Genomic DNA, 26309 nt, shown 5'->3' with positions numbered 1-26309 from the left:
GATGCGGAAGTCGGTCCGGTGGCGGTAGCGTCGGACTCCCGGCCCGAACCTGGGGGTGAGGATGTCCGTGTCGATCGACCCGGCCGCGGCCGACTACCCGACTTCGCTCATCCGCACCCGCGCGGAGGCCGAAGCCTACGTGGCCTCGGTCTGCTTCAAGCACGGCCCTCCCCGCTTGCTCGGTGTCGAGCTCGAATGGACCGTCCACCACGCCGACGATCCCCGCAGGCCGCTCGACGCCGAGGTTCTGGCGCACGCCCTCGGCCCGCACGCACCCCGCTCCCTCGCCCCCGGCAGCCCGGAACAGCCGCTGCCGAACGGTTCCGCTCTCACCGTCGAACCAGGTGGCCAGGTCGAGCTCTCCAGCACTCCCACGACGTCGATGGACGCGCTGTTCGGCGTGGTCACCGCCGACGCGGAGCACATCCGGCGGCGGCTGCGCCCGGCCGGGCTGGTCCTCGGCGAGCACGGCACCGATCCCTGGCGGACACCGCACCGCCTGCTGCGGGTGCCGCGCTACGCCGCGATGGAGGCCGCTTTCGACCGGATCGGCGTCCACGGTCGGCTGATGATGTGCAGCACCGCGGGGATCCAGGTCTGCATCGACGCCGGGGAACCGGACCGGATCGCGGCCCGCTGGGCCGCGCTGCACGCCGTCGGGCCGGTGATGGTGGCGATGTTCGCCAACTCCCCGCGGCTGTTCGGCGCGGAGACCGGCTGGGTCTCGGCGCGGACCCGCTCGGTGCTGCGCACCGATCCGCCGCGCACCCGGCCGGGCCCGGTCGGCGGCGACCCGGCGATCGGGTGGGCCAAGCGGATGCTGGACGTCCCGCTGGTGTGCCTGCGCCGCGAGGGCGACGACTGGACGGCGCCCCGGGGCGTCAGCTTCGCGGAGTGGATCGGCGGTTCGCTGCCGACCCGGCCGACCCGCGAGGACCTGGACTACCACCTGAGCACCGCGTTCACGCCGGTGCGGCCGCGCGGCTACCTGGAGATCCGGTACCTCGACGCGCTGCCCGGCGATGACTGGATGCTGCCGGCGGCCGCGCTCATCGCGCTGTTCCGGGACGAGTCCGCGGTGGACCGGTTGCTGGAGCTCACCGCGCCCGCCGTCGGCCGCTGGTACCCCGCCGCCCGGGTCGGGCTGCGGGATCCCGCGCTGGCCCGCTGCGCGCGCGACGTCCTGGAACTGGTGCGCCGGTGCTTGCGGGGCCCGGACGTGCCCGCCGGGCTGCCCGCCCGGCTCACCGACTTCGTGACCGACAGGCTCGAGGACGCCGAACGGCGGACCACCGATATCCGGAGGTGACCGGTGCATTCGCAGGAGCAGGCAACGACCGGGCTGCGCGCTCGCGTCGCCGCTGAACTGGAACGGACCCGGGCGCGCAGCACCGCGCTGACCGATGCCGTCGATGACGAGGACCTGGTGCGCCAGCACTCCCGGCTGATGTCCCCGCTGGTCTGGGACCTCGCCCACGTCGGCAGCCAGGAGGAGATCTGGCTGGTGCGCGACGTCGGGGGCGCCGAGGCGCTCCGGCCGGACATCGACGACCTCTACGACGCCTTCCAGCACCGCAGGTCCGACCGGCCGAGCCTGCCGCTGCTCGGGCCCGCCGAGGCGCGCGGCTACGTGCGGGAGGTCCGGACCAAGGTCCTCGACCTGCTCGACAGCACCCCGCTGGAAGGCCGCCGGCTGGTCTCCGACGCCTTCGCGTTCGGCATGATCGTGCAGCACGAGCAGCAGCACGACGAGACCATGCTGGCCACCCACCAGCTCCGCGACGGACCGCCGGTGCTGCACGACGAGGCGCCCCCGGCCCCCGCGGTCCGCGCCCTGCCCGACGAGGTCCGGGTGCCCGCCGGGCCGTTCACGATGGGCACCTCGACCGAGCCGTGGGCGCTGGACAACGAGCGGCCCGCGCACGAGGTGCACGTGCCGGAGTTCTTCCTCGACACCGCGCCGGTCACCAACGGCCGGTACCTCGCGTTCCTCGACGCGGGCGGCTACGACGACCCGCGCTGGTGGAGCGCGGCCGGGTGGGAGTACCGGCAGCGCGCCGGGCTCGTGGGCCCCCGGTTCTGGGAGCACGTGGACGGGCGCTGGATGCGCCGGCGGTTCGGCCACTGGGAGCCGGTGCCACCGGGGGAGCCGGTGGTGCACGTCAGCTTCCACGAGGCCGAGGCCTACGCGGCGTGGGCGGGCAAGCGGCTGCCGACCGAGCAGGAGTGGGAGAAGGCGGCGCGCTTCGACCCCCGTTCCGGGCGGAGCCTGCGCTACCCCTGGGGCGACGCCGATCCCGGACCGGAGCACGCCAACCTGGGCCAGCGCCACCTGCGGCCCGCCGAGGTGGGCGCCTACCCGGCCGGGGCCGCGCCCTGCGGTGCGCACCAGCTCATCGGTGACGTGTGGGAGTGGACGGCCAGCGATTTCCTGCCGTACCCGGGTTTCGCGGCCTTCCCGTACCGGGAGTACTCCGAGGTGTTCTTCGGCTCCGACCACAAGGTGCTGCGCGGCGGCTCGTTCGGCACCGACGCGGCGGCCTGCCGGGGGACCTTCCGCAACTGGGACTACCCGATCCGCAGGCAGATCTTCGCCGGGTTCCGCTGCGCCCGAACCCCGGGCGCCGACGAGATCGGCTGACGCCGTGTGCCGCCACCTGGCCTACGTCGGCCCGGACGTGCCGTTGTCGGACCTGCTGCTGGATCCCGCGCATTCGCTGCTGGAGCAGGCCTGGGCCCCCACCGACATGCGCGGGGGCGGCACGGTCAACGTGGACGGGTTCGGCGCGGGCTGGTACGCCGGGGACGGCGCGCCCCGGTGCTACCGCGCCGCCGTTCCGATGTGGACCGACGAGGCGTTCCGCCAGCTCGCGGCCGGGACCTCCGGCGGTGCGGTGCTGGCCGCGGTGCGCTCGGCCACGGTCGGGATGCCGGTCAGCGCCGGGGCCTGCGCGCCGTTCGCCGACGAGCGGTGGTTGTTCAGCCACAACGGCAAAGTGCCCGGCTGGCCGGATTCGCTGGCGGGCACCGCCGCCGAGCTCGACGTGGTGGACCTGATGACGCTGGCCGCGCCGACGGATTCGGCCGTGCTGTGGGCGCTGCTGCGCCACCGGATCGGCAAGGGCCAGGAACCCGTGGAGGCGGTCACCGGGCTGGTCGGCGACGTGCTGCGGGCATCACCGGAGTCCCGGCTGAACCTGCTGCTGACCGACGGCCACCGCATCATCGCCACGACCTGCACCCACTCGCTGTGGGTCCGCCACGCCGACGACGCCGTGGCGGTCGCCTCCGAACCCTTCGGCCCCGAGCGGGACTGGCAGCCGGTCCCGGACCGGCACCTGCTCGTCGCCGACCCCGCCCGACTGGACCTGACCCCCTTGCAGGAGAGCTGATGACCGAACCGGAACTGGTGGTGCGCTTCACCGAGGCGGACGCGCGGCGGGCGCTGCTGGCCGACGCGCGGGCCGGGCTCACCGACACCCCGAAGTGGGCCTCGCCCAAGTGGTTCTACGACGCCGAGGGCAGCGAGCTGTTCGAGCGGATCACCGAGCTGCCGGAGTACTACCAGACCCGGGCCGAGTCCGGGATCCTGCACCGGCGCGCGGTGGAGATCGCCGAGCTCACCGGGGCGCGGACGCTGGTCGAGCTCGGGTCCGGGTCCTCGGAGAAGACCCGCCTGCTGCTCGACGCGCTGCGCAAGAACGAGATGTTGCAGCGGTTCGTGCCGCTCGACGTGTCGGTCTCGGCCTTGCGCGCGGCGATCGACTCCATCGCGCTGGACTACCCGGAGCTGGAGGTGCGCGGGGTCGTCGACGACTTCACCGCGGGCACGTCCGTGCCGGACGGGCCGGAGCGGCTGGTGGCGTTCCTCGGCGGCACCATCGGCAACCTGCTGCCGTCCGAGCGCGCCCGCTTCCACGCCTCGGTGCGCGCCGCGCTGGAGCCGGGGGAGTGGTTGCTGCTGGGCACCGATCTGGTCAAGGACCCGGAGCGGCTGGTGCGGGCCTACGACGACGCGCAGGGCGTGACCGGCGAGTTCAACCGCAACGTGCTGCGGGTGCTCAACCGCGAGACCGGTGCCGACTTCGATCCCGCGGCGTTCGACCACGTGGCGCGGTGGAACGCCGAGCAGGAGTGGATCGAGATGCGGCTGCGGGCCCGGCGCGCGATGGAGGTGCGGCTGGCCGAACCGCCGCTGCGGGTGGAGTTCGAGGCGGGCGAGGAGCTGCGCACCGAGGTGTCGGCCAAGTTCCGCCGGGAGCGGGTGCGCGACGAGCTCGACGCGGCGGGGTTCGACCTGCACCGGTGGTGGGTCGACGACGGCGGGGACTTCGCGCTGTCGCTGGCCCGCGCCCGGTGATGCGCGGACCGGTGCGCGCGGCGGTCCGGCGGCTGGGCACCCGGCGGTGGTTCTCCGCGCTGGGCAGGCGGATCGTGCCGCTGGACCTCGCGGTCCAGCGGCGCACCGCCGGGCGCCTCGGGGTGTTGCGGCTGCTCGGGATGCCCTCCCTGCTGCTCACCGCGCGCGGGGCCCGTACCGGACGACCCCGTTCGGTGCCGCTGCTGCACGTGCCCGAGGCGGGGCGCTTCGTGGTGATCGGTTCGAACTGGGGCCGCGCCGGGCACCCGGCGTGGTCGGCGAACCTGCTGGCGCACCCGGACGCGGTGGTGACCTCGGCCGGTCGGGAGGTCCCGGTGCGCGCCCGGCTGGTGACCGGCGCCGAACGCGAGCGGCTGTGGCACGACGTCATCGTGCCCGCCTGGCCCGCCTACGCCACCTACGACGAGCGGGCCGGGGACCGGGAACTGCGGGTGTTCTCGCTGGAGCCGGTGCGCTGATCGAGGGAACGTAGCGCGCAGACCCCCGGATTTGTCCGTGGGGTAAGCGCATCAACCTCGGGTTCGGTGCGGCCAGTAGCAACCCCGCCGACATTAGGCAGCTTCGAGCTGCATGGTTTTGATATGATCGTCACGCAGCGATCGAACGCGAACGTCACGTTCCAGTGCGCGTTCCACGGCGTGTGGTGCCCGAAGTACCGCCGCCGGGTCATCGGCGGGCGCATGGAACATCGCCTCAAGGAGATAGTCCGCGAGGTCGTCGCCGAGAAGGCGCGTGGCTGATCGGGCTGGAAATGATGCCCGACCACGTTCACCTTCTTGTCGAGGTCGATCCGCAGTACGGTGTTCACAAGCTGGTGAAAGCCATCAAGGGACGGTCGTCGCGTGTGCTTCGGGACGAGTTCCCCTGGCTGCGGTCGAAGCTTCCGACGCTGTGGATGAACGCTTACTTCGTTGCGACGGTCGGCGGCGCACCACTGGAAACTATCCGCAAGTACGTAGAGAACCAGAAGAACGTCTAATGAGGGAGGTGTTCCATGCTTACTGGCCGCAAGTACCGCTTGAAGCTCACCGCTGCGCAGTCCGCGCAGTGCGAGGAGTTCGGCAACGTGTGCCGCGCTGTGTGGAACACCGCTCTTGACCAGCGTCGCCAATACCGCAAGCGTGGCGCGTGGATGAACTACAACGAGCAAGCAGGGCAGCTCGCCGACGCCAAGACCGAGCACGCGTGGCTCAAGACCGCGCCGTCGCACATCCTCCAGCAGGTGTTGAAGGACCTGGACCGGGCTTGTAAAGACCACGGTACCTTCCGGGTGAAGTGGCGCGGCAAGCAGCGTTGGAACCCGTCGTTCCGGTTCCCGATGGGCAAGCTCATCGAGGTCGAACGCTTGAACAAGCGCTGGGGCCGGGCGAAACTCCCGAAGCTCGGGTGGGTGCAGTTCCGCATGACCCGCAACCTCGGCGGTGTCGTGCGATCCGCGACCGTGTCCCGCGACGGCCGGGACTGGTTCGTATCGTTCCTCGTCGACGACGGCGAGACCACCCCTGAGGAACACGCCATGCCCAACACGGCCATCGGCGTTGACCGGGGCGTGGTCGCTGCCGTCGCCACCAGCGACGGCGATCTCATCAACCGCGACTGCACCTCACCTGGCGAGACCGAGCGCTACCGCAGGTTGCAGCAGAAACTCGCACGGCAGAAGCGCGGCAGCGCAAACCGCCGCAAGACCCTCGGCAAGATGCGCCAGTTTAAACGCCGCGAACGCGACCGACGGCAAGACTTCTGCTCACAGGTCGCCGCCGAGCTCACCGACCGGCATGCGCTGGTCGCGCTGGAAGACCTGCGGACCCGCAACATGACCCGCTCGGCGAGCGGAACCACCAAAGAACCCGGCCGGAACGTTACCCAAAAGTCGGGCTTGAACCGCGCCATCCTCGACAAGGGTTGGCACAAGCTCGAACTGGCCCTGCGTAACGCTGCCCGCTATACCGGCACCGAGATCGTGAAGGTGCCCGCTGCCTACACGTCGCAAACGTGCGCGGTGTGCCACAACGCCGACCCGGAAAGCCGCAACAGCCAAGCGGTTTTCCGGTGCACCGGTTGCGGACACACCGCACACGCAGACCTCAACGCAGCCAAGAACATTCTCGCCGCCGGACGGGCGGTAACAGCCTGTGGAGACCTCGGCACAAGCCAGTCCGTGAAGCAGGAACCCCAACAGGCGTCAGCGCCGGTTGGAATCCCCGGCTTTAGCCGTGGGGAGGACGTCAATCACACCAGGCCGCGGACGATGAGCAGCACCGCGCTGCCGCCGGAGAGCCCGAGCACGGCCAGCCGGGTCCACCCCGCGTCCAGCACCCGCCGCAAGGGACCGGACAGCGCGAAGCCCGCCGCGAGGAAGGGCAGCAGCACCGCGCTGGCCAGGAGCTGCTCGACCCCGATCTGACCGCCGATCCCCAGCGACAGCAGCGACAGCGCCCCGCCGAAGAGCATGTAGGCGGCCAGCGTCGCGCGGATCCGCGGTCCGGTCTCGTGCTGGTACAGCAAGGCCATCGGCGGTCCGCCGATGGAGGAGGCGGTGCCCGTGACACCACCGGTGAAGCCCGCCGCCAGGAGCGCGACCGGCGTCGGCCGGGGGCGCCAGGTGATCAGCGAGGCGGCCAGGCACAGCAGCACGAATCCGCCGACGGCCACGGAGAACGCGGGTTCCGGCAGCAGCGCGACCGCCAGCGCGCCCAGCGCCGTCCCCGGCGCGCGGCCGAGCACCGCCAGTCCGGCGCCGCGCCAGTCGACCTCGCTCCACTCGCGCCGCATCGCCAGCCCGGACAGCAGCAGCGACGAGACGATCAGCGGGACCGGGACCAGCGCCGGGTCCAGCGTCGCGAGCAGCGGGGCGGCGATCAGGTTCATGCCCAGCCCGGCGCAGCCCTGCACCAGGGCGCCCAGCAGCACGATCAGCCCGGCGAGGCCGAACACGACGACCGGGGTCACGCGCATCCCTCCGCCGCGCCGGGTGGGCGTCCTCGCACCCGATCGAGACTACACCGCGGGACCACCTCGCCCGCGCCCGTCATCCGGCGCGCAGCAGCCGGCGCGCGCGCTCGACCACCGGTTTGTCGACCATCCGGCCGTCCAGCACGGCCACCCCGCCGTCCCCGGCCGCCGCGACCACCGCGCGCGCCCAGGTCAGCTCCTCCGCCGAGGGGGCGAAGCCCCGCCGCACCGGTTCGAGCTGGGCGGGGTGCAGGCACAGCTTCCCGGTGAAGCCGAGCCGGGCGGCGTGGCGCAGGTCCGCGTCGAGCAGTGCGGCGTCGCGGACCGCCGTGGTGACCCCGTCGAGCGGGGCCGCGGTGCCCGCCGCGGCGGCGGCCAGCACCAGTGCGCTGCGCGCGTGCCGCAACGCCTCGCGGTCGGTGTGGTCGACGCCGAGCTCGGCGGCGAGGTCGACGCTGCCGAACGCCGGTCGCACCACGGACTCGGCCCGGCACACCTCGGCGGCGCCGAGCACCCCGACCGCCGTTTCGACCAGCGGGATCAGCGGTGCGCCCGGCAGCGCGGCGGCCAGGGCGCCGACCTGCTCGGCGGTCTCGGCCTTCGGCAGCACCACCACGGCTCCGTGCCCGCGCAGCATCGCGACGTCGGCGTCGTACCACGGGGTGCCGGCGGCGTTGATCCGCACCGCCACCGGGTCGCCGCCACCGAGCAGGTCCCGGACGTGCTCGCGCGCGGTGTCCTTGTCGGCGTCGGCGACCGCGTCCTCCAGGTCGGCGATGACCAGGTCCGCGCCGGCGGCCAGGGCCGTGCCGAAGCGGTCCGGTCGGGTTCCCGGGACGAACAGCGCGGTCCGCGCGTCGGCGGCCGCCTCCCGCGGCGTCACCGCAGCCCCACCGCGGCCCGCGCCATCACCTGGTCCGGATCGGTCAGCACCGACATCGCCGCTCCGGAGCCGTCCGGGGTGCCGGTGATCAGCACCCGGTCCCCGGCGAACACCGGCTTGCTGAGCCGGTAGTCCACGCTCGCGATCCCGCGGTCCGCGCTGCGCCGCGCGAGGTCGGTCATCAGCAGCACCAGGAGGGGGCCGTGCACGACCAGGCCCGGGTAGGACTCGACGTCGCGGGCGTAGGGCTCGTCGTAGTGGATGCGGTGGGCGTTGGCGGTCAGCGCGCTGAACCGGAACAACCGCACCGGATCGCCGATGAAGTGCTGCTGCCACGGCGCGTCGGAGGTGGGGGCGGTGCCCGGGCGCGCGGCCTGCGGGTCCTTCGCCGCGCCCTCGCCGCTGCGGTAGACGTAGTCCTGCTCCTCGGTCAGCCGCAGCTCGCCGTCCTGCCGGTACTCGCTGCGCACCGTCACGAACGCCATCTCGCCGGACCGGCCGTGCTTGACCACCACGTCGGCCAGCACCGAGGTGCGCTCGGCGGGCCGCCCCAGCCGCAGCGGCGCGGTGATCGACACCCGGCCGCCCGCGAACATCCGCCGCCGGTCCGGGATCGGCGGCAGGAAGTGCCCCCGCGTCGGGTGCCCGTCACCGCCGAGTTCGGCGTGCCCGGGCCAGGACTGGAAGTGGACCCAGTGCCACAGCGGGGGCAGCGCGTCGGGGTCGAGGTGCTCGGGCGGGGTCTCCAGGACCGCGGCCAGCGCCCGGGAGGTCGCCGGCGCGAGGTCGTCGGTCTCGGTCAGCGGGGCGGGCCGCCAGTCCCGCAGGTGGGTCTCCAGACCTGCCACCGGTCCTCCTCGGTCGCTCGGGCCCTCGGTCGCTCGAGCCTCGGTTCAATTGGGCCGTACAAAACCCGGCACAGTGTCGGCGCGACCCGTCCCGGTGTCAACTCACCCGGGCCGCATCCCGGGAGTCGGCTGTTGACCGGGATGCATATTTGGCCGTACAAATAGCGCGATCCCTCGACGCCGACCCCGCGGCCCGGAAGGAACAGGCATGGCGACCATCGCAGAATCCCTCGCCCGGTGGGCGGTCGAGCACGAACCGGATCCGGCCGACCTCGACCTGGCGCGGCGCTCGCTGCTGGACACCGCGGCGGTCGCCCTGGCCGCCCGCGACCACCCGCTGACCCGCATCGCCGCCGAGCTGCCCGACGCGGCGCGGTGGGCGGCGGCCGGGCACGTGCTGGACTTCGACGACCTGCACATCGAATCCACCACCCACATCAGCGTCGTGATCGTGCCGGCGGTGCTGGCCACCGGCGGGGACGCCCGGGCCTACCTGGCGGGAGCCGGGGTGATGGCGCGGTGGGGCGCCGCGCTGGGCTGGTCGCACTACTCCGCCGGGTGGCACGCCACCTGCACCGCGGGGGCCCCCGCCGCGGCGGTCGCGGCGGGCGTGGCGATGGGGCTGACCGCACCGCAGCTCGCCACCGCGATGGCGCTGGCGGTGCCCGCCGCGGGCGGTGTGCAGCAGGCCTTCGGCACCCACGGCAAGTCGTTGCAGGTCGGGTTCGCCGCGCAGGCCGGGGTCCGGGCCGCGCGGCTGGCCCGGGCCGGTGCCACCGCGGATCCCGCAGCGTTGGAGGCCTGGGCGGAGCTGGTCGGCGCCACCGGGACGCCCGATCTGGGCGGCCCCGCGGTGCCCGGCGGGCTGGCCATCAAGGTCTTCCCCTGCTGCTACGCGATGCAGCGCCCGATCGCCGCGCTGCGCGAGATCAAGGACCAGATCGCCGGTGAGGTCGCCGCGGTGCGGGTGCGCACCCCGCGGGCCACCGTCACGCCGCTGCTCCACGACCGCCCGGACACCGGTCTGGAGGGCAAGTTCAGCCTGCCCTACGCGGTGTCCACCGCGCTGCTGGACGACTACCCCGACTTCGCGGCGTTCACCGACGAGGCGGTGCGCCGGGACGACGCGCAGCGGCTGCTGCGCCGGGTCGAGCTGGCCACCTCCGAGGGCGCGGACGGGTTGCTGGCCGGGCAGGTCGAGATCGAGGTGGACCACGCCGGGCCGGTGCTGCGGGTGGCCATGGGCGATCCGCCGGGCGCCCCCTCGCGACCCCCGACCGAGGACGAGCTGCGGGACAAGCTCACCGCCTGCGGCGCCGACGTGCCGGGGCTGCTGGCCGGGGCGGACTGGGCCGGGGTGCGCGCGCTGCTGTCCGCGGAGCTGCCCGGAACCGGCACGATCCGGACCGAGGAGGCGATCCGGTGACGCGCCCGCTGGAAGGCATCACGGTCGTCAGCATCGAGCAGGCGGTGGCCGCGCCGTTCGCCACCCGCCAGCTCGCCGACCTCGGCGCCCGGGTGATCAAGGTCGAGCGGCCCGGCGGCGGGGACTTCGCCCGCCGCTACGACGAATCGGTGCACGGGCAGGCCAGCTACTTCGTCTGGCTCAACCGCTCCAAGGAGTCCCTGACCCTGGACCTCAAGGCCGAGGCCGGGCGGCGGGTGCTCGACGAGCTGCTGGCCACCGCCGACGTCTTCGTGCAGAACCTGGCGCCGGGCGCGGCGGCCCGGATGGGCCTGGACGCGGCGGCGCTGGCCGAGCGCAACGGGTCGCTGATCGTCTGCGACGTCTCCGGCTTCGGCTCCGGAGGTTCGTGGGAGACCCGCAAGGCCTACGACCTGCTGGTGCAGTGCCAGACGGGGCTGGTGTCGCTGACCGGCACGGCCGCCGAGATGGCGAAGGTGGGCATCTCCATCGCCGACATCTCGGCGGGCATGTACGCCTACTCCGGGGTGCTCAGCGCGCTGTACCTGCGGGCCACCACCGGCCAGGCGCGCGCCGTCGAGGTGTCGCTGTTCGACTCGCTGGCCGAGTGGATGGGCCAGCCCGCCTACTACACCCGCTACGGCGGCACCCAGCCTCCTCGGGTCGGCGCCAGCCACGCCACCATCGCGCCCTACGGGCCCTACACCGCCGCCGACGGCCGGGCGGTGCTGCTCGCGGTGCAGAACGAGCGGGAGTGGGTCGCGCTGTGCGGGGAGTTCCTCGGCGACCCCGGGCTGGCCGAGGACGCCCGGTTCCGCACCGGGTCGGCCCGGGTCGCGCACCGCGCCGAGCTGGACGCGGTGATCGCGGCCCGCTTCGCCGAGCTCGACGCCGACCGCGTCGGGGAGCTGCTCGACGCCTGCGGCATCGCCAACGCCGGGCTCAACTCGGTCGCCGAGTTCCTGGAGCACCCGGCGCTGGTCGAGCGGGACCGGTGGCGCGACGTGGCGATCCCCGGCGCGACCGTGCAGGCGCTGGTGCCCCCGGCCAATCTGGCCGGTGTCGCGCCCCGGATGGACCCGGTGCCCGACGTCGGCGAGCACAGCGCCGCGATCCTGGCCGGACTGGGCCGGGACGCCGCGGAGATCGACCGGCTGCGCGCCGACGGCGTGATCTGACGAGGAGGACCAGGCAGTGAGCACAGCGGACATCCTGAGCGAGGACGAGCAGCTCGTCGTGCGGACGGTGCGCGACTTCGTCGACAAGGACGTCAAACCCGTCGTGCGGGAGCTGGAGCACGCCGACACCTACCCCGAGGCGCTCATCGAGCAGATGAAGGAGCTGGGGATCTTCGGCCTGGCCATCCCGGAGGAGCACGGCGGCACCCCGGTGTCCACGCCGTGCTACGTGCTGGTCACCGAGGAGCTCGCCCGCGGCTGGATGAGCCTGGCCGGGGCGATGGGCGGGCACACCGTGGTGGCCAAGCTCCTGCTGCTGTTCGGCACCGAGGAGCAGCAGCGCCGCTACCTGCCCCGGATGGCCACCGGCGAGGTCCGGGCCACGATGGCGCTGACCGAACCCGGCGGCGGGTCGGACCTGCAGGCGATGAGCACCCACGCCCGCCGCGACGGCGACGAGTACGTGGTCAACGGCGCGAAGACCTGGATCACCAACTCGCGGCGCTCCGGGTTGATCGCCCTGCTGTGCAAGACCGATCCGGCGGCGGACCCGGCGCACCGCGGCATCTCCATCCTGCTCGCCGAGCACGGCCCGGGGCTCACCGTCTCCCGCGACCTGCCCAAGCTCGGCTACAAGGGCGTGGAGAGCTGCGAACTGTCCTTCGAGGACTACCGCGTCCCGGCCGACGCGGTCCTCGGCGGGGTCGAGGGCGCGGGCTTCGGGCAGATGATGAAGGGCCTGGAGACCGGGCGCATCCAGGTCGCCTCCCGCGCGCTCGGGGTGGGCCGGGCCGCCCTGGAGGACGCGCTGCGCTACGCCCAGGAGCGGGAGAGCTTCGGCAAGCCGATCTGGCGGCACCAGGCCGTGGGCAACCACCTCGCGGACATGGCCACCAAGCTCACCGCCGCGCGGCAGCTCACGCTGCACGCCGCGCGCGAGTACGACGCCGACCGCCGGGTGGACATGGAGGCCGGGATGGCCAAGCTGTTCGCCTCCGAGGCGGCGATGGAGATCGCCCTGGACGCGGTCCGGGTGCACGGCGGCTACGGCTACTCCACGGAGTTCGACGTGGAGCGCTACTTCCGCGACGCGCCGCTGATGATCGTGGGCGAGGGCACCAACGAGATCCAGCGCAACGTCATCGCCGGACAACTGGTCAAGCGCGGTGGCCTGGACGCCTGAGCGCGCGCACCGGCGTCCGTCCCGGGAGGACGCCCCGGCTCCGGTACGGTCGGGCGCACGGCGAGGGAGGTGCGGCGGTGAACGGGTCCGACGGGCGGGAGAGCGCCTACCTCAAGCTCGCCCGCGAGCTGCGCACCGCCATCCTGCGCCACGACTACCCGGACGGCACCCGGCTGCCCACCGAGGCCGAGCTGGCCGAGCGCCACCAGGTGAGCAGGCAGACCGTGCGCCGGGCGTTCCAGGACCTCGTCGCCGAGGGGATGGTCCACCGGGTGCCCGGCCGGGGCACCTTCGCCGCGCCCCGCGAGGAGCAGTACCTGCGCCAGTTCGGCTCGGTGGACGACCTGATGGGGCTGTCCATCGACACCACCATGCAGCTCGTCGCGCCGCTGCGCAGGCAGGTCGACCTCGACGCCGCCGGACGGCTGCGCCTGGGCTCCGACAGCGTGCACACCCTGTCGTTCCTGCGGCTGCACGAGGACGTCCCGTTCTGCCTGACCACCGTGTACCTGCCGCCGGTGGTCGGCAAGCTGGTCGAGCGGGTGCCGGAGCTGACCGAGGTGGGGGCGCGCAGCCGGGTCACCATCATCGGCCTGCTGGACGGCAGGCTGGACGATCCCATCGCCGAGGCCGAGCAGAGCATCACGGTCGGCCGCGCCACCGCGGCGCTGTCGGAGCACCTGGACTGCGAGGCCGGGCGGGCGCTGCTGCGCATCGACCGGATGTACCACTCCTCGCGCGGCGTCCCGGTGGAGCTGGCGGTCAGCCACTTCCTGCCGGAGCACTACTCCTACCGGGTCCGGCTCAAGCGCAACGTGCGGTGAGCCGCCGGGTCACAACCGGTGCAGCTCCACCTGCTCCAGCGCGCCGCCGCGCACCGCGGCCGTGAGGTAGGTGTGGTGCGGCTGGCGCCTGCGGTCGGTGGGCGAACCGGGGTTGAGCAGCCGCATCCCGCGCGGCGTCGTGCTGTCCCACGGGATGTGGCTGTGCCCGAACACCAGCACGTCGGTGTCCGGGTACCGCTGGTCGCAGCGCCGTTCCCGGCCCCGCGCGGCGCCGGTCTCGTGCACCACGGCGAACCGCACCCCGCCGAGCTCCGCGCGGGCCACCTCGGGCAGCCGCCCCCGCAGCTCGGGCCCGTCGTTGTTGCCGAAGACGCCGATCAGCCGCGCGCTGCGCGCCTGGAGCTCGTCCAGCAGCGCGGGGTCCATCCAGTCCCCGGCGTGCAACACCACGTCGGCGGCCGCCACCTCCCGCCACACCGGGTCGGGCAGCGTCCTGGCCCGCGCGGGCACGTGCGTGTCCGAGATCAGCAGCAATCGCACGTCGCCCATCCCAGCACGGTTCAGCGCACGGTGCCGAGCTGGGCGCGGTGCAGGGCGCTGCCGGCGAACTTCTGGGCCACCGAGCGCAGTTCGCCGGACATGGCGGTGACCGCGGGCGTCGGCGCGCGCTGGGCGGTCCGGGCGAGCAGGATGCGCCGGGTCGGTGCCGGGACGTCGGTGGCGAAGCCGAGCAGCCGCACGTCGTGCCTGCGGTTGGTCAGCGCCAGCCGCGGGGCGACCGCGATGCCGAGCCCGGCCGCCACCATCGCCTGCGCTTCCTGGTAGTCGTGCGACTCGTAGGAGATGGCGGGTTCGAACCCGGCCAGGCGGCAGCTCCGGCGCAGCACTTCGGCGACCGGGTGGTTGTCGGCCCGGATGATCCACTCCTGCCCGGCGAGCTCGGCCAGGCTCACCACCGGGGAGTCGAGGAGTTCGGAGTTGGCGGGCACGACGAGCACGGTGGGGTCGTCGATCAGGTGGACCATCTCCAGCGCGGGATCGTCGAGCCGGTTCCACTCGTAGTCCCACAGCAGGGCCAGCTCGACGTCGCCGGTGTGCAGCGCCTCCAGCAGCTCGGCCAGCAGCGCGGAGCGGACGCTGGTGCGCGTTCCCGGGTGCTTGCGGGCGAACCGGGTCAGCGCCAGCGGCAGCAGCGACGCGCTGGCGGTGGGGAAGGAGCCCAGCCGCAACGTGCCGCGGTCCAGCTCGGCCAGCGCCCGGACGTCGGCTTCCGCGCCCCGCAGCTCGCGCCGGATCACCCGCCCCCGCTCGGCCAGCGCCCGTCCCGCGTCGGTGAGCTGGACGCCGCGCGGCAGCCGGTGCAGCAGCGGCTGGCCGACCTCGGCCTCCAGCCGGGACACCTGCTGCGAGGCCGCCGACGGGGTGACCCCCAGCGCCTCCGCCGCCGCGGTCAGCGATCCCCGCTCGGCCGCCTCGACGAGCAGCAGCACGCGGCGCACGTCCAGCACTTCGACCTCCCGGCGAGCTGTTAGCCACGCTCAACGCAGCTTTAGATCGACGACATTGTACTGAAGGCGCGGCGGCGTCAGGGTAGGTCGACCGTTGCCCCGCCGAACAGGAAGCGACTGCCGTGCACGTACCCGCAACCCTGGTCCGAGGAGGTACCAGCAAGTGCTGGCTCTTCGACGCCGCCGCGGTGCCCACCGCGTCCGACGCGCTGGAGGCGCTGCTCGTCAACGCCTACGGCGCCGCCGATCCGGTCCAGCTCGACGGGGTCGGCGGCGCGACCCCGACCACCTCCAAGGCCGCCGTGGTCCGCCGCTGCGCCGGGCCCGGAGCCGACGTCGAGTACCTGTTCGGGCAGGTCGGCATCGGCACCGGGCGGGTCGAGTGGGGCAGCAACTGCGGGAACTGCGCCACCGCCATCGCGCTGTGGTCGGTGGCGCGCGGACTCGTCCCGGTCACCGGCGACCTGACCACCGTCGTGCTGCGCAACACCAACACCGGTGCGGTCCTCGAAGCCGAGGTCGACACCACCGGCGGCCGGGTCCACGAGTTCGGCACCCAGACCGTGCCGGGCACCCGCGCGGGCGGAGTGGCGGTGGGGCTCACCTTCCTGGACCCGGCCGGTGGCGGGACCGGTGCGCTGCTGCCCAGCGGGCAGGTCGTCGAGCACCTCCCGGTGGCCGGTGCCGACGTCCGCGCCACCCTGCTCGACGCGGGCGCCCCCGCGGTGCTCGTCGCCGCCGCCGACCTCGGCCGCACCGGGTCCGAGGACACCGCCCGGATGCGGGCGGACGTCGAGCTGCTGCGCGCCGTGCGCCGCGCGGCGGCCGTGCGGATGGGGCTGCCCGCCGACGACGACGCCGTGCCCAAGGTCGGCCTCGTCGGCCCGCCCGCCGCGGCGCGGACCTCGTTGGGGGAGCGCGTGACCCCCGCCGACCACGACGTCTCGGTGCGGATGCTGTCGATGAACGACCCGCACCCGGCGATCGGGCTGACCTCGGCCGTGGCGGTGGCGACGGCGAACCTGATCGCCGGCTCGGTGGTGCACGAATCCTCGGCGGCGGCGGGTGCCGCGGCGGTGCGCATCGCCACCCCGGCGGGCGTGGTCCCGGTGCGCTGCTCCGGTGGTGCCGGGTCCGCGCCGGCCCGGGTCACCGTGCGCCGCGCCGCGCGCATCCTGTGCGAAGCCGATCTCCTCGTCCCCGAAATCGCCTGCCCCGCCAGCTGATCCGCCCGTCCACGCAGGACGGTTCGACCCAAGGACAAAGATGTCTGCCGAAATGATTTCCCTCGGCGCGCTGGGGGCGATGTTCGTCATCGCCACCGCGCTGCCCATCAACATCGGAATCCTCGCGTTCATCGGTGCCTTCCTCGTCGGCACCTGGTCGCTCGGGATGACCGAGGACGAGATCTTCGCCGGGTTCCCGGTATCGCTGTTCGTCACGATCGTCGGCGTGACGTACCTGTTCTCCGTCGCCCAGCGCAACGGCACCATCGACCTGCTGGTGCGCGGCGGGGTCCGGTTGGTGCGCGGCAAGGTGGCGCTGATCCCGTGGGTGCTGTTCGGCATCGCCGCGGTGCTCACCGCCTTCGGCACCTTCACCCCGGCGGCCGTCGCCCTGCTGGTCCCGATCGGGATGAGCTTCGCGCACCGCTACGGCATCAGCCAGCTCATGATCGGGATGATGGTGATCAGCGGGGCGCACGCCGGGGCGTTCTCGCCGATCGCGGTCTCCGGTGCCCTGGTGCTCGGCATGGTGGAGAACACCGCGCTCGGCATCGCGCCCGCGACGCTGTTCTTCGCCAGCTTCGGGTTCAACGTGCTGCTGTCGGTGCTCACCTTCGCGCTGCTGGGCCGCAAGCGGCCCGAGCCGGTCGAACCGACCGCCGAGGAGCGGTCCGGGGTGGACGGAGCGGGGATCACCTGGCGGCAGGGACTCACCCTGGTCGCGCTGTCCGGGCTCGTGGTGGGCGCGCTGGTGTTCCACCTGGAGATCGGCTTCCTGGCGCTGGCGGCGGGCGCGGTGCTCACCCTGGTCGACGTGCGCGGCCAGGCCAAGGCGGTCGACGGCATCAGCTGGTCGACCATCCTGCTCGTCGCCGGGATGGTGACCTACGTGGGCGTGCTGGAGGAGGCGGGCACCATCGACGCCGTGTCCGAGGGGGCCGCCGGGATGGGGGCACCGCTGTTCGTGGCGCTGCTGCTGTGCTTCGTGGTCGCGGTGGTGTCGGCCTTCGCCTCCTCCACCGCGATCCTCACCACGATCATCCCGATCGCCGTGCCGCTGCTGCTGGCCAGCCAGCTCAGCGCGGTGGGCCTGATCGCGGCGCTGGCCATCTCGACGACCATCGTGGACACCTCGCCGTTCTCCACCAACGGCGCCCTGGTGCTCAGCAACGCCCGCGGTGTCGACCGGGACCGCTTCTACAAGCAGATCATCGGTTTCACCGCGGGCATCGTCGGCGCCGGGCCGCTGCTGGCGTGGGGGGTCTTCGTGGTTCCCGGGGCGCTCTGAACGCCTGGTGCGGACGGCCCCGGGGGTCAGCCGAGGTCGGCGGGATCGGTGTTCGCGCCGCAGAGCACGACCGCGACCCGCTCGTCCGGGGCGGGGCGGTAGGCGCCGGTGCGCAGGGCGGCGAACGCGGCGGCGGTGCCGTGCTCGACGACGAGCCGGTGCCGCCGCCACAGCTCCCGGCGCGCCTCGACGATCGCCTCGTCGTCCACCAGCACCGACTCCGCCCCGGTGCGCCCGAGCACGGCGTGGGCGATGCCGCCGAGGCTGGTGGCGCCCAGCGAGTCGGCGGCCACCCCGGACACCGGCACGTCGACCGGGCGGCCCGCCTCGAGCGCGGCGTGCATCGCGGCGCTGGTGCGCGGTTCGACCCCGACCACCCGCGCGCGCCCTTCGGTGGCGGCGGCGATCCCGGCGATCAGCCCGCCGCCCCCGACGGCGACCAGCACGGTGTCCACCTCGTCCGCGCTCTGCCGCAGCAGTTCGAGCCCGAGGGTGCCCTGCCCGGCCACCACCTCGGGCTGGTCGTAGGCGTGGCAGAACAGCGCACCGCCGAGCTCGGCCCGCTCGGTCGCGGCCCGGTAGGCGTCGAGGTAGCGCTCGCCGACCTGCATCACCCGGGCGCCGAGCTCGCGCAGCCGGGCCACCTTCACGGCGGGCGCGGTCAGCGGGACGAACACCTCGGCGGACGCCCCGAGCCGCGCGGCGGCGTGCGCGACGGCCAGCCCGGCGTTGCCGCCGGAGGCGGCGACCACGCCCGCCTCCGGCAGGCCGCCGTCCTCGGCCGCGCCGAGCAGCCGGTTGAACGCCCCGCGCGCCTTGAACGACCCGGTGTGCTGGAGGAACTCCAGCTTCAGCCAGGCCCGGGCACCGGGGAGTTCGCCGGTGACCTCCACCAGCGGGGTGTCGCGGACGTGCCCGGTGATGCGGCGGGCGGCGGACTCGACGTCGGTGAGAGCGATCACCGGCCGAGTGTAGGAAACCGGCCGCGTCCCCGGACGGGGCCGGTCCGTCAACCGCGGCCCACGTACTCGCGCAGGTGGCGGGCGGTCAGCGTGGTGCCCGAGGCGACCAGCTCCGCCGGTGTCCCGGTGAACACCACCCGGCCGCCGTCGTGACCCGCGCCCGGGCCGAGGTCGATGAGCCAGTCCGCGTGCGCCATCACCGCTTGGTGGTGCTCGATGACCACGACCGTGGCGCCGTCGTCGACCAGCCGGTCCAGCAGGCCGAGGAGCTGGTCCACGTCGGCCAGGTGCAGCCCGGTGGTCGGCTCGTCGAGCACGTAGGTCCGGGTCTTCTCGGCCATGTGGATGGCCAGCTTGAGCCGCTGCCGCTCGCCGCCGGACAGCGTGGTCAGCGGCTGCCCGAGCCGCAGGTAGCCCAACCCCACGTCGTCGAGCCGTTCCAGGACGGCCCGCGCCGCCCGGCTGCCCGCGAAGAACTCGCGGGCCTGGGCGACCGACATCGCCAGCACCTCGCTGATGTTCTTGCCGTGCAAGGTGTGCGCGAGCACCTCGGGCTTGAAGCGGGCGCCTCGGCACTCCTCGCAGACCGACGCGACCCCGGCCATCATCGCCAGGTCGGTGTAGACCACGCCGATGCCCTTGCACTTCGGGCAGGCGCCGTCGGAATTGGCGCTGAACAGCCCCGGCTTGACGCCGTTGGCCTTGGCGAAGGCGGCGCGGACGGCGTCGAGCAGGCCGCTGTAGGTGGCCGGGTTGCTGCGCCGGGAACCGCGGATCGGCGACTGGTCGACCACCACCACGTCGTCGCGGGTGCCGAGCGAGCCGTGGACGAGCGAGCTCTTGCCCGAGCCGGCGACACCGGTCACCGCCGTGAGCACGCCGAGCGGGATGTCGACGTCGACGTCCTTGAGGTTGTGCTCGCGGGCGCGTTCGATCCGCAGCGCCCCGGTGGACCTGCGGACGGGCTCGCGCAGCGCGACGCGGTGGTCCAGGTGCCTGCCGGTCGGGGTGCCGGAGGCCCGCAGCCCGGCGACGTCGCCGGTGTAGCCGATGCGCCCGCCCGCCGAGCCCGCGCCGGGACCGAGGTCGACGACGTGGTCGGCGATCGCGATGACCTCCGGCTTGTGCTCCACCACGAGCACGGTGTTGCCCTTGTCCCGCAGCCGCAGCAGCAGGTCGTTCATCCGCGCGATGTCGTGCGGGTGCAGGCCGACGGTCGGTTCGTCGAAGACGTAGGTGACGTCGGTGAGGCTGGACCCGAGGTGGCGGACCATCTTCACCCGCTGGGCCTCGCCGCCGGACAGCGTGCCGGACTCGCGGTCCAGGCTGAGGTAGCCGAGGCCGATCTCCACCAGCGAGTCCAGGGTGGCGCGCAGCGTCGTCAGCAGCGGTGCCACCGAGGGGTCGTCGATCCCGCCGACGAACGCGGCCAGCTCGTCGATCTGCATGGTGGCGCAGTCGGCGATGCCGCGTCCGGCGATCTTGGCCGAGCGCGCGGCGGCGCTGAGCCGGGAACCGCCGCACTCCGGGCACTCGGCGAACACCACGGCGCGGTCCACGAACGCCCGGATGTGCGGCTGCATGGACTCCCGGTCCTTGCCCAGGTACAGCCGCTGCAGCTTGACCAGCAGGCCCTCGTAGCTCAGGTTCGAGGTGCCCACCTTGATCTTGGTGAGCGGCTTGTGCAGGAAGTCCGCCCACTGCTGCTCGGTGTAGTCGGCCAGCCGGACGTCCGGGTCGACGAAGCCGGAGTGCGCGATCGTCTGCCAGTACCAGGAGTCCACCTGGAAGCCGGGCGCGGTGATGGCGCCCTCGTTCAGCGAGCGCCCGATGTCGTAGAGCTCGCCGTGGTCGATCGTCGCCACCCGGCCGAGCCCCTCGCACTCCGGGCACATGCCTTCGGGGCTGTTGAAGCTGAACGCCGACGCGGTGCCCACGTGCGGCTCGCCGAGCCTGCTGTAGACGATCCGCAGCATGGTCAGCGCGTCGGTGGCGGTGCCGACGGTGGACCGCGAGTTGCTGCCCATCCGCTCCTGGTCGACGACGATCGCCGCGCTGAGGTTGCGCAGGGCGTCGACGTCGGGCCGCGCGGGGCTGCCCATGAACGACTGGAGGAAGGTGGTGTAGGTCTCGTTGATCAGGCGCTGCGACTCGGCGGCGATGGTGCCGAAGACCAGCGAGGACTTCCCGGAGCCGGAGACCCCGGTGAACACGGTGAGCCGTCGCTTGGGGATGTCGACCGACACGTCGGCCAGGTTGTTCTCGCGCGCGCCTCGGACCTCGATCATGTCGTGGTCGTCGGCGGCGGGCGGAGCTGAACGCGGAGTACCCATGCCACCCGTCCTGATTAGTTTACGCCGTAAGAAGACGCTTCAGCCTACCTGATCGGGTGGGCCTCGGAAGGCCACTCCAGCGCGCGGGCGCTGTCGAAGCGGCGCGGTCGCCCGGACACCGGGTCGGTGAACTCCAGCGACCGGGCGAGCAGCCGCAGCGGGTCGGTGAAGTCGTCCGGCGCCCGGTGGGCGATGACCGGGTACAGCTCGTCGCCCACGATCGGCAGGCCCAGCGAGTTCAGGTGCACCCGCAACTGGTGGGTGCGCCCGGTGCGGGGGAGCAGCCGGTAGCGGGCGAGACCGCCGCGCCGCTCCAGCAGCTCGACCCGGGTCTCGCTGTTCGGTTCGCCGGGCAGCTCGCGGGCGGCGTGCACGCCGCGCTCCTTGACGATCCGGCTGCGCACCGTGCGCGGCAGCGCCACGGCCGGGTCGTGCGGGGCGATCGCCTCGTAGACCTTGCGCACCGCGCGGTCCTGGAACAGCCCCTGGTAGGCGCCGCGCAGTTCCGGGCGCACGACGAACAGCACGACCCCGGCGGTCATCCGGTCCAGCCGGTGCGCCGGGCTCAGATCGGGCAGCCCGAGCTCGCGCCGCAGCCGGACGAGGGCGGTCTGCGCCACGTGCCCGCCGCGCGGGGTGGTGGCCAGGAAGTGCGGCTTGTCGACCACCACCAGGTCCTCGTCGCGGTGCAGCACGTCGAGGCCGAAGGGCACCGGCACCTCGGTCGGCAGGTCGCGGTGGAACCACACCGACGCGCGGGAGACGAACGGCGCGGCGGGGCCCACCGGGCCGTCCTCGCCGACGACCTCCCCCGCGCGCAGCATCGCCTCGATCCGGTCCGCGGGCAGCATCGGCAGCCGCTCGACGAGGTGCTCCAGCACCGTCGCCCAGGGGCCTTCGGCGGGCAGCCGGATCCGGGTGGCGTCGACCCCGTCGCGCGGTGGCAGCGGGGAGCGCGGTGTGCGTCGCATCGACCCGCGAGGATAGCCGCGGGGTCCGTCAGCCCCGTTCCGCGCGGTACCGGAGCTCGTCGGTGGTGAGCACGCCCAGCGCGGTGCGGTCCGCCGGGTCGAGGTGGTCCAGCGCCACCCGCCGGAAGACGTAGTCCAGCACCGAGGTGCAGCGGTCGAGGTCGGGGTCCGAGACGGGCCCCGCCGGGTCGAAGCGGGTCCCCACGTAGCGGCGCACGTACGACTCCAGGGGCACGCCGTGCTGCAACCCGGTCGACACCCCGGCCAGCAGGCCGTCCAGCAGCCCGGCGAGCGGATCGGCGCCCGCGCCGATGCGCGCCCAGAGCTCGCCCAGCGTGCCGTCCGGGTAGGAGTTGGTGATCAGCACGCCTTCGACGCCGTCGATCTCGAAGTGCCGCGCGGTGCCGCCCCGCCGCGGGGACGGCCGCCGGCGCGCGGTGCCCGGGTCCAGCGCGATGACCGGGCGCTTGCGCCGCGGGCGGACGAGTCGGCTGGGGGTCATCGGCGGCAACGGCTCCTTCACCGGATGATCTCGGCGACCGTACAGCAGGCGCGGGGGTGGTCCGGTCGGCGGGTGGGCGTGGGCCCGTCCGGCTCACCGCCAGGCGAACAGCGGCTGCTCCAGGTGGGCCACCCTGGTCGGCCGCCCGTGCAGCGCGACCTCGGTGAACTGGTGCAGCACCGCGGCCGTCGGCGCGTGGATCAGGGTGCCCACCAGCGGGAGGCCGATCACCGGCCGGTCGGATTCGGCGATCCGGGAGTAGGTGGGTGCGACGTCGAGCTCCCCGAACGGCACGAAGTGCACGTGGGCGACCTCGGCCGGGTTCGGGCGCAGCGGGGGAGCGGCGCCGATCCACACCACCACCGGGGTGATCACGTAGCCGGAGCGGGTGGCGAAGTCGTCGAGCCGCCCGAGGACCTGCCCGGGATCGACCCGCACCCCCAGTTCCTCGTCGAGCTCGCGCAGCGCCGCGTCCTCGGCGGTCTCGCCGGGATCGAGGCGCCCGCCCGGCAGCGCGAACTGCCCGGAGTGGGCGCGCAGGGTGGCGGCCCGCCGGGTCAGCCAGATCCCCGGACCGGTCCCGTCGTCGGCCACGGCGACGGCCACCGCCGAGGCCCGGTGCCCGGCGGGGTCGAGCGGGCGCACCGGGAAGGCCCGCAGCCGGTCGGTCAGCGCGGCGCGGTCGGTGCGCGGATCGGCGCCGTCGCGCGAGGGGGCGGGCATCGGCACCTCCTGATCGATCGACGGGGGCATTGTGGCACGCGCCTCGGGAATAAGTTAGCCTCGCAAATGGTTGTGCGATGCAACTGAATGTCATGCGGGGCGACGATGCCCGTCCGCAGCACGAGCACGCCGAATCCCTGAGGAGGTCCGTTGTCCGAGGACCAGCCGAAATCGCTGATCCGAACGCTCGCGTCGACGCTGTGGTTCCCCGTCTTCTTCATCGTCGGGTTCATGGTCTTCTACCTGCTCCCGATGCACTCCCCGGCGCCGCACGACATGCCCGTCTCGGTCGTGGGGCAGGGCGCGGCGCAGCAGCTCGCGGGCAGCTTCGAGCAGGCCATGCCGGGCGCCGTCGACGTCTCCGCGGTGCCCGATGAGCAGGCCGCGCGCGAGTCCGTCCTGGACCGCGAGGCGATCGCCGCCTACGACCCCGCCGACGGCGACCTCTTCTACGCCAAGGCCAACGGCGCCGCGATGATGCAGGTGCTCCAGCAGACCTTCGCCCCCGTCGCCTCGGCCTCCGGGGACCAGCTCCAGATGATCGACCTGGCGCCCAACGCGCCCGGCGACACGATGGGCACCGCGCTGCTCTACTGCCTGCTGGCGATGAACATCTCGCCCTACATCGCGGTGATGATGCTGCTGCGCGCGCCGCTGAACCTGCGGCAGAAGCTCTCCTCCCTGGTCGGCATCGGCGCGCTCGCCGCGGTCGTCTGCTACAGCGTCGCCCGGGTGCTGGAGGTGGTCCCGAACCAGCCGGTGCTCATGCTGGTCGGGTTCCTGCTGACCCAGGCCGTCGCCTGGGTGACCTTCGGGCTGGTGCCGATCTTCAAGCAGTTCATCCCCGGCGTGGCGATGGGCCTGTTCGTGCTGCTGAGCATGCCCTCCAGCGGCGGGGCGATCCCGAAGGAGCTGGTCCCGCCGTTCTTCCAGGCGCTGCACCCGCTGCTGCCGCTGGGGCAGACGGTGGACGCGATGCGCGGCATCATGTACTTCGACGGCGCGGGCGTCGCACCCGGTGTCCTCGGGTTGTGCGTCTGGCTGGTCGTCGGCGTCGGACTGGTCGCCTTCAACGAGTTCCGCGCGCGCCGCGGCGGCGAGGCCGAGGACGCCGAGGCCGGCGGCTACGAGCACGAGGACGAGGGCGACGCGGTGGTCGACCCGTTGCTGGCGGCGCCGAAGCCGGTGCACCACCGGACGCTGGCCGGGGTCGTGCGGGACGCCTCCGGCGAGCCGGTGCCCGGTGCCATCATCACCGTCACCGACACCTCGGGGATGCAGCTCGCCCGGATCGTGGCCGCGCGCGACGGCGGCTACGAGGTGCAGGACCTGCCCGGCGAGCACGTCACGGTCGTGGTGTCCGCGCCGGGGATGCGTCCCGCCGTGGACCGGGTGCACCTGCACGCGGGGCGCACCCAGGACCACGACTTCGCCCTGGCGGCCGAGGCGGCCGCCCGGGCGGTGCCCGCGGCCCGCTGACCCGCCGCCCGGCCGACCGCCGCCGGTCGGCCGGGCGCTCAGCCCTCGAACAGGTGCTGGAAGAACGTCGTCAGGGAGCGGAAGACCGCCGACACCGCGGTCAGCAGCACGTCCCAGGCCCCGCGCACCGCCGCCGCGGCGCCGACCGGGTCGCGGATCATCAGGAATCCGCCCACCACGACAGCGACGGCGACGATCCCGAGCACGGCCTTGCGATTGGCGACCATCATCCCTCCCACGCCCGCCGGATGCGGCCGAGACCCTACCCGGTGCCCGGACGCGCGCGGCGCCGCCGCGCCGCAACCGCTCCGGCTGTGGCAGGCTTCGGTCCGCTCGCCGGGCACCAGAGGGCGCCGGGAACGGGCCGGGTGCCGGGAACGGGGGTGTGCGGGACCGTGGTCGTGCCGACCGACCTCGACGCGCTGCTGCGGCCGCTCGCTCCGCGGGTCCTGGCCGCGCTGGTGCGCCGCTACGACGACGTCGACCTGGCGGAGGAGGCGGTGCAGGAAGCGCTGCTCGCCGCGGCGACCCGGTGGCCCGGGGGCGGGACCCCCGACGACCCGCTGAGCTGGCTGATCGCGGTCGCCTCCCGCCGGTTGATCGACCTGATCCGCAGCGAGCGCTCGCGCCGGCGCCGGGAGACGGCGGCCGCGGCCCTGCGACCGCCGGACGAGCACCTCGCCCCGCCGGCCGACGTCGCCGGCGAGCCCGACGACGACGCGGTGACCTTGCTGTTCCTGTGCTGCCACCCGGCGCTCTCGCCGCCCTCGCAGGTGGCGCTCACCCTCCGCGCCGTCGGTGGGCTCACCACCGAGCAGATCGCGCGGGCCTTCCTGGTCCCGGAGAGCACGATGGCGCAGCGCATCAGCCGCGCCAAGCAGCGGATCAAGGCGACCGGCGCCCGGTTCGCCGATCCGCCCGAGGACCGCGCCGAACGGCTGCGCGCCGTGCTGCACGTCCTCTACCTGGTCTTCAACGAGGGCTACACCGCGACCTCGGGACCGGAGCTGCACCGCGCGGAGCTGACCGCCGAGGCCATCCGGCTCACCCGCATCGTGCACCGGCAGCTCCCGGACGACGGCGAGGTCGCGGGTCTGCTCGCGCTCATGCTGCTGTGCGACGCGCGCCGGTCCGCCCGGACCGGGGCCGACGGTGGGCTGATCCCGCTGGCCGAGCAGGACCGCGGCCGGTGGGACCGGGACGCCATCGCCGAAGGGGTCGAGCTGCTCACCCGGACCCTCGCGACCGCACCGCTGGGGCCCTACCAGCTCCACGCGGCCATCGCCGCCGTCCACGCGGAGTCGCCGTCGGCCGAGGAGACCGACTGGCCGCAGGTCCTCGCGCTCTACGAGCTGTTGCAGGAGCTCGCCCCGAGCCCGGTGGTCGCGCTCAACCGCGCGGTCGCCGCGGCGATGGTGCACGGGCCGCGCGCGGGCCTCGACCTGATCGCGGCCCTGGAGGAGGACCGGCGGCTGGCCGGGCACCACCGCCTGCACGCGGTGCGGGCGCACCTGCTCGAGCGGGCGGGCGATCACGACGGCGCCCGCACCTCCTACCGGATCGCGGCGCGGCTGGCGACCAGCCTGCCCGAGCAGCGCTACCTGCGGGAGCAGGAGCGCGGGTTGGCCCGGGCGCCCGGCCGCTGAATCCGCGCGGCAGGAGATGTCGAGAGGACGTCGAC

24 protein-coding genes and 2 pseudogenes are annotated in these 26309 nt (G+C 73.6%); 15 read left to right on the top strand and 11 right to left on the bottom strand.

Going from position 1 to position 26309, the window contains the following annotated elements:
- Nucleotides 1–61 precede the first annotated feature (61 nt).
- From egtA to ABD976_RS22830, 7 genes and pseudogenes are all read left to right on the top strand, one after another.
- Nucleotides 62–1309 carry an ergothioneine biosynthesis glutamate--cysteine ligase EgtA gene (egtA, locus tag ABD976_RS22860; RefSeq protein WP_345366505.1) on the top strand — a complete coding sequence of 416 codons (1248 nt, stop codon included), beginning with the start codon at nt 62–64 and terminating at the stop codon, nt 1307–1309.
- 3 nt (nt 1310–1312) lie between these two features.
- Nucleotides 1313–2641: an ergothioneine biosynthesis protein EgtB gene (gene egtB / locus ABD976_RS22855; protein ID WP_369774602.1), complete on the top strand. Its 1329-nt coding sequence runs from the start codon at nt 1313–1315 to the stop codon at nt 2639–2641.
- A gap of 4 nt (nt 2642–2645) precedes the next feature.
- A complete protein-coding gene (gene egtC, locus ABD976_RS22850) occupies nt 2646–3392 on the top strand; it encodes an ergothioneine biosynthesis protein EgtC (RefSeq protein ID WP_345366503.1) in 747 nt (248 codons plus the stop codon).
- A complete protein-coding gene (gene egtD / locus ABD976_RS22845) occupies nt 3392–4360 on the top strand; it encodes an L-histidine N(alpha)-methyltransferase (RefSeq protein ID WP_345366501.1) in 969 nt (322 codons plus the stop codon). Before egtC ends, egtD begins: the two co-directional genes overlap by 1 nt.
- Nucleotides 4360–4839, top strand: a complete 480-nt coding sequence (locus ABD976_RS22840) for a nitroreductase/quinone reductase family protein (protein ID WP_345366874.1) — start codon at nt 4360–4362, stop codon at nt 4837–4839. Before egtD ends, ABD976_RS22840 begins: the two co-directional genes overlap by 1 nt.
- 123 nt (nt 4840–4962) lie before the next feature.
- Nucleotides 4963–5360, top strand: a pseudogene (gene tnpA, locus ABD976_RS22835) (IS200/IS605 family transposase).
- A 15-nt stretch (nt 5361–5375) separates the two neighbouring features.
- A pseudogene (locus ABD976_RS22830) lies at nt 5376–6431 on the top strand (RNA-guided endonuclease InsQ/TnpB family protein); the annotation flags it as partial.
- 179 nt (nt 6432–6610) lie between these two features.
- Here ABD976_RS22830 and ABD976_RS22825 read toward each other — a convergent pair.
- The 3 genes from ABD976_RS22825 to ABD976_RS22815 form a co-directional block, all read right to left on the bottom strand.
- Nucleotides 6611–7336, bottom strand: a complete 726-nt coding sequence (locus ABD976_RS22825) for a sulfite exporter TauE/SafE family protein (RefSeq protein WP_345366499.1) — start codon at nt 7334–7336, stop codon at nt 6611–6613.
- Nucleotides 7337–7409: 73 nt separating this feature from the next.
- Nucleotides 7410–8216: an HpcH/HpaI aldolase/citrate lyase family protein gene (locus ABD976_RS22820; protein WP_345366497.1), complete on the bottom strand. Its 807-nt coding sequence runs from the start codon at nt 8214–8216 to the stop codon at nt 7410–7412.
- Nucleotides 8213–9064, bottom strand: coding sequence for an HTD2 family dehydratase (locus ABD976_RS22815; RefSeq protein ID WP_345366495.1), 852 nt, complete (start codon nt 9062–9064; stop codon nt 8213–8215). The genes ABD976_RS22820 and ABD976_RS22815 overlap by 4 nt, the downstream gene beginning before the upstream one ends.
- A gap of 208 nt (nt 9065–9272) precedes the next feature.
- On the opposite strand from ABD976_RS22815, the gene ABD976_RS22810 reads away from it, so the two are divergent.
- The 4 genes from ABD976_RS22810 to ABD976_RS22795 all read left to right on the top strand — a co-directional run bounded on the left by ABD976_RS22810 (nt 9273) and on the right by ABD976_RS22795 (nt 13675).
- Entirely contained in the window at nt 9273–10490 is a 1218-nt protein-coding gene (locus ABD976_RS22810; RefSeq protein ID WP_345366493.1) for an MmgE/PrpD family protein, read from the top strand.
- Nucleotides 10487–11668 (top strand): CaiB/BaiF CoA transferase family protein, encoded by a 1182-nt coding sequence (locus ABD976_RS22805; RefSeq protein WP_345366491.1) that lies wholly within the window; start codon nt 10487–10489, stop codon nt 11666–11668. Before ABD976_RS22810 ends, ABD976_RS22805 begins: the two co-directional genes overlap by 4 nt.
- Nucleotides 11669–11684: 16 nt before the next feature.
- Nucleotides 11685–12851, top strand: a complete 1167-nt coding sequence (locus ABD976_RS22800; RefSeq protein ID WP_345366489.1) for an acyl-CoA dehydrogenase family protein — start codon at nt 11685–11687, stop codon at nt 12849–12851.
- Between the two features lie 77 nt (nt 12852–12928).
- The gene (locus tag ABD976_RS22795) at nt 12929–13675 is read left to right on the top strand and encodes a GntR family transcriptional regulator (protein WP_345366487.1); all 747 of its coding nucleotides are present in this window, start codon (nt 12929–12931) and stop codon (nt 13673–13675) included.
- Between the two features lie 9 nt (nt 13676–13684).
- Here the strand turns inward: ABD976_RS22795 and ABD976_RS22790 are convergent, their stop codons facing one another.
- Both ABD976_RS22790 and ABD976_RS22785 read right to left on the bottom strand, forming a co-directional pair.
- Entirely contained in the window at nt 13685–14176 is a 492-nt protein-coding gene (locus tag ABD976_RS22790) for a metallophosphoesterase family protein (protein WP_345366872.1), read from the bottom strand.
- Between the two features lie 20 nt (nt 14177–14196).
- Complete coding sequence (locus ABD976_RS22785; RefSeq protein WP_345366485.1) at nt 14197–15144, bottom strand: LysR family transcriptional regulator; 948 nt, start codon at nt 15142–15144, stop codon at nt 14197–14199.
- Nucleotides 15145–15266: 122 nt separating this feature from the next.
- Between ABD976_RS22785 and ABD976_RS22780 the strand changes: the two genes are divergently transcribed.
- Nucleotides 15267–16370 (top strand): PrpF domain-containing protein, encoded by a 1104-nt coding sequence (locus tag ABD976_RS22780; RefSeq protein ID WP_345366483.1) that lies wholly within the window; start codon nt 15267–15269, stop codon nt 16368–16370.
- Between the two features lie 40 nt (nt 16371–16410).
- The gene (locus tag ABD976_RS22775; protein WP_345366481.1) at nt 16411–17658 is read left to right on the top strand and encodes an SLC13 family permease; all 1248 of its coding nucleotides are present in this window, start codon (nt 16411–16413) and stop codon (nt 17656–17658) included.
- A 26-nt stretch (nt 17659–17684) separates the two neighbouring features.
- Here the strand turns inward: ABD976_RS22775 and ABD976_RS22770 are convergent, their stop codons facing one another.
- The 5 genes from ABD976_RS22770 to ABD976_RS22750 form a co-directional block, all read right to left on the bottom strand.
- Nucleotides 17685–18620, bottom strand: a complete 936-nt coding sequence (locus tag ABD976_RS22770) for a threonine/serine dehydratase (RefSeq protein WP_345366479.1) — start codon at nt 18618–18620, stop codon at nt 17685–17687.
- 47 nt (nt 18621–18667) lie between these two features.
- Nucleotides 18668–20953 carry an ATP-binding cassette domain-containing protein gene (locus ABD976_RS22765; protein WP_345366477.1) on the bottom strand — a complete coding sequence of 762 codons (2286 nt, stop codon included), beginning with the start codon at nt 20951–20953 and terminating at the stop codon, nt 18668–18670.
- A gap of 44 nt (nt 20954–20997) precedes the next feature.
- A complete protein-coding gene (locus tag ABD976_RS22760; protein ID WP_345366475.1) occupies nt 20998–21924 on the bottom strand; it encodes a pseudouridine synthase in 927 nt (308 codons plus the stop codon).
- A gap of 28 nt (nt 21925–21952) precedes the next feature.
- Complete coding sequence (locus tag ABD976_RS22755) at nt 21953–22426, bottom strand: TSCPD domain-containing protein (RefSeq protein ID WP_345366473.1); 474 nt, start codon at nt 22424–22426, stop codon at nt 21953–21955.
- Nucleotides 22427–22519: 93 nt separating this feature from the next.
- Nucleotides 22520–23149 carry an NUDIX hydrolase gene (locus tag ABD976_RS22750; RefSeq protein WP_345366471.1) on the bottom strand — a complete coding sequence of 210 codons (630 nt, stop codon included), beginning with the start codon at nt 23147–23149 and terminating at the stop codon, nt 22520–22522.
- 150 nt (nt 23150–23299) lie between these two features.
- On the opposite strand from ABD976_RS22750, the gene ABD976_RS22745 reads away from it, so the two are divergent.
- The gene (locus ABD976_RS22745) at nt 23300–24628 is read left to right on the top strand and encodes a carboxypeptidase regulatory-like domain-containing protein (RefSeq protein WP_345366470.1); all 1329 of its coding nucleotides are present in this window, start codon (nt 23300–23302) and stop codon (nt 24626–24628) included.
- A gap of 38 nt (nt 24629–24666) precedes the next feature.
- Here the strand turns inward: ABD976_RS22745 and ABD976_RS22740 are convergent, their stop codons facing one another.
- Nucleotides 24667–24855: a hypothetical protein gene (locus tag ABD976_RS22740; protein WP_345366468.1), complete on the bottom strand. Its 189-nt coding sequence runs from the start codon at nt 24853–24855 to the stop codon at nt 24667–24669.
- Between the two features lie 168 nt (nt 24856–25023).
- Here ABD976_RS22740 and ABD976_RS22735 point away from each other — a divergent pair, with 168 nt between their 5' ends.
- Nucleotides 25024–26274, top strand: a complete 1251-nt coding sequence (locus ABD976_RS22735) for an RNA polymerase sigma factor (protein ID WP_345366466.1) — start codon at nt 25024–25026, stop codon at nt 26272–26274.
- The last annotated feature ends 35 nt before the right edge of the window (nt 26275–26309 follow it).

Source organism: Saccharopolyspora cebuensis, assembly GCF_039542665.1.
Lineage (GTDB): Bacteria > Actinomycetota > Actinomycetes > Mycobacteriales > Pseudonocardiaceae > Saccharopolyspora > Saccharopolyspora cebuensis.
The sequence above is the reverse complement of the archived record's forward strand: the minus strand, read 5'-3'. Positions and strand labels throughout refer to the sequence as shown.

Bases quoted from the DNA above. Each gene is read 5' to 3' on its own strand.
- egtA (WP_345366505.1), top strand. From the start codon at position 62: ATGTCCGTGTCGATCGACCCGGCCGCGGCCGACTACCCGACTTCGCTC.
- egtD (WP_345366501.1), top strand. From the start codon at position 3,392: ATGACCGAACCGGAACTGGTGGTGCGCTTCACCGAGGCGGACGCGCGG.
- ABD976_RS22840 (WP_345366874.1), top strand. From the start codon at position 4,360: ATGCGCGGACCGGTGCGCGCGGCGGTCCGGCGGCTGGGCACCCGGCGG.
- ABD976_RS22825 (WP_345366499.1), bottom strand. From the start codon at position 7,336: ATGCGCGTGACCCCGGTCGTCGTGTTCGGCCTCGCCGGGCTGATCGTG.
- ABD976_RS22810 (WP_345366493.1), top strand. From the start codon at position 9,273: ATGGCGACCATCGCAGAATCCCTCGCCCGGTGGGCGGTCGAGCACGAA.
- ABD976_RS22775 (WP_345366481.1), top strand. From the start codon at position 16,411: ATGTCTGCCGAAATGATTTCCCTCGGCGCGCTGGGGGCGATGTTCGTC.
- ABD976_RS22765 (WP_345366477.1), bottom strand. From the start codon at position 20,953: ATGGGTACTCCGCGTTCAGCTCCGCCCGCCGCCGACGACCACGACATG.
- ABD976_RS22760 (WP_345366475.1), bottom strand. From the start codon at position 21,924: ATGCGACGCACACCGCGCTCCCCGCTGCCACCGCGCGACGGGGTCGAC.
- ABD976_RS22755 (WP_345366473.1), bottom strand. From the start codon at position 22,426: ATGACCCCCAGCCGACTCGTCCGCCCGCGGCGCAAGCGCCCGGTCATC.
- ABD976_RS22750 (WP_345366471.1), bottom strand. From the start codon at position 23,149: ATGCCCGCCCCCTCGCGCGACGGCGCCGATCCGCGCACCGACCGCGCC.
- ABD976_RS22740 (WP_345366468.1), bottom strand. From the start codon at position 24,855: ATGGTCGCCAATCGCAAGGCCGTGCTCGGGATCGTCGCCGTCGCTGTC.